Source organism: Streptomyces sp. WM4235, from assembly GCF_001279725.1.
GTDB lineage: Bacteria > Actinomycetota > Actinomycetes > Streptomycetales > Streptomycetaceae > Streptomyces.
In genome coordinates, this window is the sequence record NZ_LGDE01000044.1 from 1 (window position 1) to 9,591 (window position 9,591).

At 70.6% G+C, this 9,591-nt stretch carries 9 protein-coding genes; 3 read left to right on the forward strand and 6 right to left on the reverse strand.

Annotated features, from left to right (window positions below):
- The first annotated feature begins 160 nt into the window (after window positions 1-160).
- The gene (locus ADK55_RS05825) at window positions 161-730 is read left to right on the forward strand and encodes a GNAT family N-acetyltransferase (protein WP_053676378.1); all 570 of its coding nucleotides are present in this window, start codon (window positions 161-163) and stop codon (window positions 728-730) included.
- Here the strand turns inward: ADK55_RS05825 and ADK55_RS05830 are convergent.
- From ADK55_RS05830 to ADK55_RS05855, 6 genes are all read right to left on the reverse strand, one after another.
- Complete coding sequence (locus ADK55_RS05830; RefSeq protein WP_053676379.1) at window positions 727-2,247, reverse strand: type VI secretion protein; 1,521 nt, start codon at window positions 2,245-2,247, stop codon at window positions 727-729. The genes ADK55_RS05825 and ADK55_RS05830 overlap by 4 nt on opposite strands.
- A 2-nt stretch (window positions 2,248-2,249) precedes the next feature.
- Window positions 2,250-3,665, reverse strand: a complete 1,416-nt coding sequence (locus tag ADK55_RS05835) for an ATP-binding protein (protein ID WP_053676380.1) — start codon at window positions 3,663-3,665, stop codon at window positions 2,250-2,252.
- A gap of 19 nt (window positions 3,666-3,684) precedes the next feature.
- Entirely contained in the window at window positions 3,685-5,247 is a 1,563-nt protein-coding gene (locus ADK55_RS05840) for an SCO6880 family protein (RefSeq protein WP_053676381.1), read from the reverse strand.
- Entirely contained in the window at window positions 5,244-6,569 is a 1,326-nt protein-coding gene (locus ADK55_RS05845) for a hypothetical protein (protein WP_234349913.1), read from the reverse strand. The genes ADK55_RS05840 and ADK55_RS05845 overlap by 4 nt, the downstream gene beginning before the upstream one ends.
- Window positions 6,559-7,389 carry a hypothetical protein gene (locus ADK55_RS38340; RefSeq protein ID WP_053676382.1) on the reverse strand — a complete coding sequence of 277 codons (831 nt, stop codon included), beginning with the start codon at window positions 7,387-7,389 and terminating at the stop codon, window positions 6,559-6,561. The genes ADK55_RS05845 and ADK55_RS38340 overlap by 11 nt, the downstream gene beginning before the upstream one ends.
- A gap of 102 nt (window positions 7,390-7,491) precedes the next feature.
- Window positions 7,492-7,800, reverse strand: a complete 309-nt coding sequence (locus tag ADK55_RS05855; RefSeq protein WP_053676383.1) for a hypothetical protein — start codon at window positions 7,798-7,800, stop codon at window positions 7,492-7,494.
- 381 nt (window positions 7,801-8,181) lie between these two features.
- Here ADK55_RS05855 and ADK55_RS05860 point away from each other — a divergent pair, with 381 nt between their 5' ends.
- Together ADK55_RS05860 and ADK55_RS40665 are read left to right on the forward strand one after the other, a co-directional pair.
- On the forward strand, window positions 8,182-8,814 hold the full coding sequence (locus ADK55_RS05860) for a collagen-like protein (protein WP_053676384.1): 633 nt from the start codon (window positions 8,182-8,184) through the stop codon (window positions 8,812-8,814).
- 118 nt (window positions 8,815-8,932) lie between these two features.
- The coding region (locus ADK55_RS40665; RefSeq protein WP_324611170.1) for a YunG family protein at window positions 8,933-9,591 on the forward strand (659 nt) is incomplete at its 3' end.

Below are 9,591 nucleotides of genomic sequence, written 5' to 3' on the forward strand. Positions count from 1 at the left end.
GGGGGACCCTGTGGGAGAGTAGGACGCCGCCGAACAATCATTGTGGGAAAGCCCCGCACCCTTCAGGGTGCGGGGCTTTTCTGCGTTCCAGACCCTTTTCATTTCTGGGCTTTGGTTTTTTGCGTGCAGAGTGCACCGGTGTCGTGCTTTGATCCGCACTATGAATCTGCATGGGGTGCGGCCGGTGTCTGCCGGCGAGTGGGAGAAGGCCAAGGAGCTGCGGCTCAGTGCGTTGCGGGATCCTGTCGCCCCGGTGGCCTTCCTGGAGAACGTCGTGGAGGCCGAGGCCCAGCCCGATGAGTTCTGGCAGGGACGGACCGCGGGCGCTTCGAGCGGGCGGGCCGTCCGGCAGTTCGTCGCCGAGGCTCCCGACGGCTCCTGGGACGGGTCGGTGACCGTGCTCGTCGAGGAAGGCGGCACCATCGACTACTTCGGTGAGGTCGTGGAGAAGGCTCAGGGGCACCTGGTGGGGGTGTTCGTACGGCCCGCACAGCGGGGGACCGGAGTGACCGAAGCGCTGTTCGCGGCCGCACTGGAGTGGGCCTGGTCGCTGGACGGGCCGGCGCTGGGGCGGGTGCGTCTCTTCGTTCACGAGGACAACGCGCGGGCCGAGGCGTTCTACCGCCGGTACGGGTTCGTGGCCAGTGGCCGGATCGTGGTCGGCACGCCCTCGGACCCGGAGGCCCGGGAGCTGGAGTACGTACTGGAACGGCCCGTGGCGGGCCGTTAGAAGGCGGAGACGGCCTGCGGCCAGCGGGAGCGGGCCTGTTCGCGGCTGCGGCAGAGCGCGAGCAGCGGCAGGGCGTCGTCCTGGAGGAGCTCCGGGAGCTGCGGAATGGGGGCGACGGCCGCCACGTCGTCCAGGACCAGCGTCAGTGGTGGGTCGAGCCGACCGTGGGATGACCGTGCGGCCATGCGACGGCCGTGCTCGACCACGCTGGAGGCGAGTGCCGTCAGCAAGGGCATTGCACCCGGGTGGCTTCGCGGGTCCTCCAGGGACTCGCCCACCAGATAAAGGGTGCCCCCTTCGGTCAGGAACGAAGCCAGCGTGAGGGAATCTGTTCGGTTCGGGTTGCAAGCCTCGCGGATGTGGATCGAACCGAGGCAGGACAGGGCCCCGGCGGCGAGGTGCTGGGCCAGTTCGCGACGCTCCGGGTACGCGGTGAGGGCGCTTTCGAGTTCGCCGGCCGCGCCGGGGGCCGCCTGGGGGTGCGTACGGAGGATCCGGACGGGGTCCTGGGCGTTGGTGCCCTGGGCCCAGCGGTGCAGCTGCTTGAACGGGCGGTTGTCGAGGGCCGCGGCCTGGAGCCAACTACGCAGGAGCGTTTCCGCCGTGTCGGCGACCGCGGCGTCCATGCGCGCCTGGGGGCGTACGGGCGCCAGGAGGGCCACGGCGCGTACGGCGGCGAGGTCGCGGTCCGCGCAGCCCTCCGCGGGGTTCCAGTGCATGCGGGCCGGGGTGTCGCAGAGATGCGAGGGGTCGTAGAGGAGGACCGGGCCGAGCTTGGCGCGGGCGTCCTTGGTCTCCGACCAGAGTGCGGGGGAGGACGTCACGACGAGGACCGCGCCTTCCGCCGCCGCGATGTGCCGGGCGGCGGTGGCATGGCGTTCCGCGGGGGTGGCGTAGCCGAGGCGGGCCGGCGTCTGCGCGGACGCCGGTACGGGGGCCGGGGTGGGCGTCGGGGCCGGGGCGTGGCCGAAGTCATGGCGGTGGGCCTCGTCGGCCGGGGCGGGGCGGTCCGCGGTGCGAAGGGTGCCGTGGGCCGTGGGCCCGGGGCTCGCGGTCTCGAACGCTGCCGGGGGCTGGGCGGTCGGCGGGGCCGGTTGGGTGGGCATCGGTTGGGGCTGTGGATCCTGGTCGATTCGGCCGTGGTGCTTGAGGAGGGCGCGGCGGGCCTTGGTGCGGGCGATGATGCCCATGGTGAAGATGGTCAGGACCAGCAGGATCAGGAGCTGGCCGATGAACAGGCCCCAGAACAGGCCCCAGCCGGAGAGGGCCGCCGGGTCGGTCTCGGGCCAGGCTCCGGGGAGGTCGTGGGGTTCCGTTATCAGGGCGCGGACCGCGTCCGGGGTGCGGGTGAACGTGACGGTGCCCGGCCAGGCGCCCTTGGCGAACAGGGCCGAGAGGCCGGTGGCCGACCAGACGAGGACGGCGACGCCGAGCAGGAACGCCAGCAGGCCGACGAGGGCCCCGTCGGGGACGCCCCCGGCCCGAGCGGGGGGATCCGTACGTCTGGGGTCGGACATGGTTACGCCACCGTGGTCGCGGAGCCGGGGCCGTTGTGGTGGCGTTCGATGAGGAGGGCTCGCTCCTCCGCCTCCAGTTCGGCGGCCAGCAGATCGTCGGGCAGTCGGTGTTGTGCCGAGGATTCGGTCATGGCGCGGTCGGTGTAGACGAGCGGGCGTTCGGCCTCGGTGATCAGGTGTTTGACGACCTGGACGTTGCCGTTGACGTCCCAGACCGCGATGCCCGGGGTGAGGGTGGGGATGATTTCCACGGCCCAGCGGGGCAGGCCGAGTACCCGGCCCGTGGCGCGGGCCTCGTCGGCTTTCTGGGCGTAGATCGTTCGGGTGGAGGCCATCTTGAGGATGGCCGCGGCTTCTCGGGCGGCGGCGCCGTCGACGACGTCGGAGAGGTGGTGGACGACGGCGACGAAGGACAGGCCGAGGCGCCGGCCGAACTTCAACAGGCGCTGGAACAGCTGGGCGACGAAGGGGCTGTTGATGATGTGCCAGGCCTCTTCGACGAGGAAGATGCGCTTCTTGCGGTCCGGGCGGATCCAGGTGTGTTCCAGCCAGACGCCGACGATCGCCATGAGGATCGGCATCGCGATGGAGTTGCGGTCGATGTGGGACAGGTCGAAGACGATCAGTGGCGCGTCGAGGTCGATGCCGACGGTGGTGGGGCCGTCGAACATGCCGCGGAGGTCGCCGTCGACGAGACGGTCGATGACCAGGGCGACATCGAGTCCCCAGGCGCGGACATCGTCTATGTCGACGTTCATGGCCTGGGCGGACTCGGGCTCGGGGTGGCGCAGTTGTTCCACGATGTCGGTGAGGACGGGCTGGCGGTCGCGGATCGTGTCGACGACGTAGGCGTGCGCGACCTTGAGGGCGAAGCCGGAGCGTTCGTCGAGGCCGTGGCCCATGGCGACTTCGATGATGGTCCGGAGCAGCGCGAGCTGGCCGGTCGTGGTGATCGCCGGGTCGAGGGGGTTGAGGCGGATCCCGTCGTCGTTCGCGGCGATGGGGTCCAGGCGGATGGGGGTTATTCCCAACTGCTGGGCGATCAGGTTCCACTCGCCGACGCCGTCTTCGCCCTGGGCGTCGAGGACGACGACCTGGCGGTCCTTGAAGCGGAGTTGGCGCAGGACGTAGGTCTTCTCCAGCGCGGACTTCCCGTTGCCGGACTCGCCGAGCACCAGCCAGTGGGGGGCGGGGAGCTGCTGTCCGTACAGCTGGAACGGGTCGTAGATGTACCCCTTGCCGCTGTAGACCTCGCGGCCGATGATGACGCCGGAGTCGCCGAGGCCGGGGGCTGCGGTGGGCAGGTAGACGGCCTGGGCCTGCCCGGTGGAGGTGCGGACGGGCAGGCGGGTGGTCTCCACCTTGCCGAACAGGAAGCTGGTGAAGGCGTCCGTCAGAGCGGACATGGGATCTCGCATGGGCGGCACTTCCCTCCGGCTAGCGTCGGATGCCGGTGGCGAACGGCAGGGTGTTGACGAAGGCGCGGTGGTGCTCGCGGTCGCACCACTCCAGCTTCAGGTAGGACTTGCCCGCCGAGGCGCGGATGGTGCGCTTGTCGCGGGCGAGGGCCTCGGGTGAACGCGAGGACACCGTGATGTACCCGACCAGGTTGACTCCCGCCGCACCACTGGCGAGATCTTCACCCCTCTGGTCGAGCCGGCCGTGGGCGGCGATGTCGCGCGGGTCGACCGTGCGGTTCATCTTCGCGGCGCGGCTGGCGTCGGCCTCGTCGTTGGTCTTCTCCGTCAGCATGCGTTCGATGGCGACCTCGGTGGGTTCGAGGTCCATGGTGACGGCGACGGTGCGGATGACGTCCGGGGTGTGGACGAGGAGCGGGGCGAGGAAGTTGACGCCGACGGGGGTCATCGGCCACTCCTTCACCCAGGCGGTGGCGTGGCACCAGGGGGCGCGGGTGGAGGACTCGCGGGTCTTGGCCTGGAGGTAGGTGGGTTCGACCGCGTCGAGTTCGGCGGGCCAGGCGTTGCGCTTCGTCATGGCCTGGATGTGGTCGATGGGGTGGTCCGGGTCGTACATGGAGTGCACGAGGGAGGACAGCCGGCCCTGGCCGAGCGGTTGGCGTACGCGGATGTCGGCCTCGGCGAGGCGCGCGCAGATGTCGGTGAGCTCGCGGGCCATGACGATGGCGAGGCCGGCGTCGCGGTCGAGCTTGCGGCCCTTGTGCGGGGTCGAGGCGCGGGCGATGGTGTGGGCCTCGGCGGCGAGTTCGCGCGAGTAGTGCATGCAGGCGACGAGGTACGCGCGGTGCTGCTCGGAGGAGGTCGACACCATCGACTGGAGCTGGTCGTACGACTCGCGGAGCCAACCGGGGGCGGCGGTGTCCCCGCGCTGGGCGACGTCCTTGGCGTGGGCGTCGGGGTCGGCGGGGAGGGTACGGGCGAGCATCTGGAGGCGGGTGACGAAGCCGTCGCCGTTCGCCACGTGCTTGAGGAGGGTGCCGAAGCGGTCGACGAGGGCTTCCTGGTCCTCGCTGTCGCGCAGGCCGACGCCGGGGCCCTCGATCTCGATGGCGGCGGTCACGGTTCTGCGGTCGGCGTGCAGGAGGACGGCGATCTCGTCGGGCCCGAAGGGCGCCGCGAGCCAGCTGATGCGTCCGATGCCGGGGGGCGGGCCGACCTCGACCTCGCGGCCGTCGGAGCCCCGGATGCCGGCTTCCATGGTGCCGGAGCGGTACGTGGTGCCGCGGCGCAGGGTGCGCTTGTAGCTGCGCCTGATCTCGAACCACCGGTAGAAGGTGCGGCCCTTGTACGGGACGTACACGGCGGCGAGGGCGAGCATGGGGAAGCCGGCGAGGCTCACGATGCGCAGGGTGAGGTCGGGGACGAGTAGTCCGCTCATCATGCCGAGGAACGCGCCGGCGATGATCAGGGCGATCTCGCCGGTTTCGCGGTTCTTGCCGACGATCGCGTTCGGCCGGGCGCGGCCGATGAGATACGTGCGACGGGGCGCGATCGGGTGTAGCTGGTGGGACTGGGTGGTCAACGCCCGTCACCTCCTGTGTTCCTCGTGCTCGAGCCGGTGCGGGGCGGGGGTGTGGCGGAGGGGACGGATCCGCCGCCGGACCCGCTGCCGGAGCCTCGGCTGCTGTGCGCGGCCATGCCTCCGGAGATCTGGTTGGCGTCGCCGCCGCCTCCGCCACTCGCGCGGTGGGCGCCGCCGCCGCGGCTGCTGTGGGTTTTGATGCCCTGGGAGACGAGGGAGGCGGGGGAGCTGATGACGGCCGCGGCCTGGGCGCCGTCGGTGGCCTTGCTGCGGTTGGAACGGGCGGAGGCGATCTCGTCGCCGAAGCCGGGGACGAAGCGGTAGATCATCGCGGAGGCGAAGATCGCCAGGAGGATGATCGCGAGTCCGGAGACGACGGCGGAGAAGGCGTTGGGGCCCTTCTCGCCCGCGAGGGCGCCGGCGAGGCCGAGGACGATCACGATGACCGGCTTCACGAGGATGACGGCGATCATGATGCCGGCCCAGCGGCGGACGTGGCCCCACATGTTGCGGTCGACGAGTCCGGCGTAGACGACCGTGCCGAGGAGGGCGCCGACGTAGAGCAGGGCGGCGCGGATGACGAGCTCCAGCCACAGGATCCCGGCGGCCAGCACGGTCACGAGGGCCACGACGATCAGCATGATCGGGCCGCCGCCGATGTCGTCGCCCTTCTTGAGGGCCTCGGAGAACGAGCCGAAGAAGACGTCGGTCTGGCCGCCGGTGGCCGCGGCGATGACCTCGGTGACACCGTCGGTCGCGGAGACGACGGTGTAGAGGATCAGCGGGGTGAACGCGGAGGCGAGGACGGTCAGCCAGAGGAAGCCGATGGCCTCGGACATGGCGGTGGTGAGGGGGACGCCGCGGATGGCGCGCTTGGCTACGGCGAGGAGCCAGAGGACGAGGGTGAGGATGGTGCTCGCGGCGAAGACGACGGCGTACTGCTGGAGGAAGGCGGGGTTGGTGAAGTCGACGGTGGCCGTGGACTTGATGGCCTCGCTGAGCTTGCCGACGATCCAGGCGGCGGCGTCGGCGCAGCCGCGGGCCAGGGAGGCCAGGGGGTTGAGGGCGTCCCCGTTGCTGTCACTGGGTGCCAACCCGGTCCGGGGTGCTCCGCCCGTGCCGGTGTCGCTTTCGCAGTACTGCTTGGAGGGGCCGTCCAGGAGGGAGCAGGGGTCCTTGCTGGAAGAAGGCGCTGGGGTGGTGGGCGGCGTGGGGGCGGCGTGAGCGCGGGTGGCCGACAGCACCAGGGCAGTGTGCACGGCCGCGAAGACACCGCCGAGCTGAAGTCGGCGCCGGAGTCGACTCTGGGGGTCAACGGGCATAAGTGAACCCTCCGAACTCCTTGATGGCCTTGCTCATGTCGTCGGACGTCGACACGGGGACATCGCCGGGGACCGGAGCGGGTCCGTCCTGCTGGATGCCGTTGGCGACTCTCCAGCCCTCCCCCACCCAGCTCAGTTCAAAGGTCCAGGTCTTCCACGTCGTACGGACCGGGTCGGTGGACTTGTCGCCGGACATGCCGACCAGGCCGGTGTACCAGACCGCGATCTTCGCGGCGGTCGGGCTGTAGTTCTCGACTCTGGTGCCGATCGGGATGGTGCGGGTGACGAAGGTGCTGCCCGACGGCGGGTTGCCGTTGGCGTCCAGGCCGAGTTTCGCGAGGAACCCGGTCGAGTAGGCCTCGTCCTGTGGGCCCTTGAGCCGGGCTGCCGCCTCCGGGGTGTAGATCCCGTCGACGAGGGCGTGCCGGGTGTCCTTCTTGAGCATCCCCTCGGACCCCAGAGCCACCGCGTAGTTCGCGGCCGCTGATTGGGCGCCCTGTTCGTCATGGGCGAAGCCCTTGGGGATGCCGTTGGACTTGCCGGTGACCGGTTGGGTGCCGGTGGGGCTGGTGGCGGTGTCGGTCGGGGGTTTGTTCGACGCGGTGTTCGCGGGGGAGTCCGGGGACTGGTTCGCGAACGCGATGGCGGCGATGAGGAGGACCACCACGCCGACCGCGGTGATGAGGCCGCGGGAGGGGCGGGGGGTGCGGCGGGGGTTGCCGTAGGGGTCGGAGGGGGAGTCCGGGAGGCGGGTACGGGTCTGGCCCGTGCCGCCCACTTCGCCGTGGTTGCCGCCGCCGTAGTGGTCGTCGTTGCTCATTCCGTGTCCGCCCCCTCCGCCTCGTACGACGGTAGCGCTCGTTCCCGCGTGGATGCGGTGTGGTGATTCGCCATCAGGTACGACGGCCGGCGGGCGGCACGGCTAGACGGCCATTCCGTAGACGATCGTGAAGAGGGTGCCCAGGGATCCGATGATGAAGACGCCCGTGAGGCCGGCCACGATCAGGCCCTTGCCCTGTTCCGCGCTGAAGGTGTCGCGCAGTGCGGTCGCTCCGATGCGCTGCTTGGCGGCGCCCCAGATGGCGATGCCGAGGCAGAGGAGGATCGCGATGGCCATGACCACTTCGATCATGACCTTCGCTTCGTTGCCGAGACTGCCGAACGGCCCCCAGTTCGGGGCGATTCCGCCGATGATGGTGGTGATGTCGCCCTTTTCGGCTGCCAGGATCATGTAACTCACCGCCCCTGTATGGGTAGTTCCGGTAGCCCGTGCCCGACGGCATGGGTCACGCACTATCTTCGCTGATGAAACCGCCGCCGTCGCCGACTTGGCGGCTCTCTTTACCCGAGCTCGCGGTCTGTGCCCCGCCGGAACGCTCTGACCAGGTCACTCTGTGTATCACGGGGGTTGACGCCGGGCAATGATTGCCGTCTCGCCGTGCCGGCGACAGGCCTTCGGGTCGGGTGAGGGGCGGCCGTTCGGCTCAACGGGGCGGCGTGTCGTTGGTCCGTACCGCTGACACATGTCCGACATTCCGTCAGTCGTTCCATGTGCACGCCGGGTTGCGCGGGATGCTCCACCCCGTTCGGTTGGACGACGCAAGGAGCAGGGATGGGTTCCGCAGTGAAGTCGGGAGTGAAGTCGGGTCGGCGCGTGTGGCTGGCCGGCGGTGTCGCAGTGCCGCTGGTGTTCGCGCTGTCGGGGGTTTCGGCTCCGGCGATGGCCGCCGCGCACGGGTCGACCGCCGTGGTGGGGGCGCCCACGGGCGGTGAGGGTTGCTCGAAGTCGAAGGCCAGGGTGCTGAAGTCCGCCGCCTCCGGGCCGTCGAGCGGCTGTACGGGGCCGCGGGGGCCGAAGGGGCCGAAGGGTGACCGTGGTCCGAAGGGGGATCGGGGTCCCAGGGGTGACCGGGGTCCGGCTCAGCCCTGCGTGGGCGTCGACACGGCCCAGGGGCGGTTCGGCCTGGAGTTCAGCGCCGTGGTGAGCCGGGGCAAGGCGTTCCTGGGGCGTCGGACGACGAGTACGGTCCTTGAGAACGGGCCGTACGTCTGGAAGGACCTCTCCACCAGCGCGAACCCGGGCTTCCCGCGCAACGCGTGCGGCGTGTCGCTGAACATCCTGGAAGTGACCGCGCAGGTCAAGGTGCTGACCACCGACGGGAACGTGTTCGAGAACTCCTGCACCTTCGTGGCGAGCGGTGTGCTCACCTGCCCGACCGGTTGGACGCCGCTCATCAGGCCCTGACCGGGGGACGCCCGTCGTCGGTGTCGCGGTGCGGGGCACGAGCCGGATCGCGGCGCCGGCGCGGGTGGCGTGGTGGAGGACCGGCCTCGTTGTCAGTGGGGTGCGTCAGGCTGGTGACATGACGACGCCCTGGACTCTCGCGGACCTTGAGGCGGCCATCCGCTCGGGATGGTCGGCCGAGACCTGCTCGCCCGACGATGTGGAGCGGGCGCCCTGGACGGCCGAGAATCCGGCCTGGGGCCACTGTGACATCACGGCTCTGCTCGTCCAGGATCTGGTGGGCGGGGAGTTGATGGTGGGTGAGGTCTGGTCGGAGGGGCGGCAGCAGGGGTTCCACTGTTGGAACGTGCTGCCCGGGGGGATGAGCGTGGATCTGACGCGGGAGCAGTTCCGGCTCGGGCAGACGGTGACGCGGGGGCGGCTGATGGGGAAGCGGCCGGGCGGGCGGTTGCCGAGGCGCTGGGAGGAGTACCGGCTGCTGCGGCGACGGGTGATCGACAGACTGGGGCCGCTGCCGGGAGTGGTGCGGGCGGCGGACGGGCGCGGGCTCGCGTACACGGATTTCGGCGGCGCGGGGGCGCCGCTGCTCGTGCTGTACGGGCCCCGGGGCGGGGGGCCGCAGGACGGGTGGTCCTTCGAGTCGCCGGCGCGGGACGCGGGGCCGGGGTGGCATGTCATCGCGCTCGATCTGGCGGGGTACGGGGCGGTGGATGTGGTCGAGGGGGAGGCGCGCGACGGGTACGTGAGGGACGCGGCCGGCGTGTTGGAGGGGCTGGG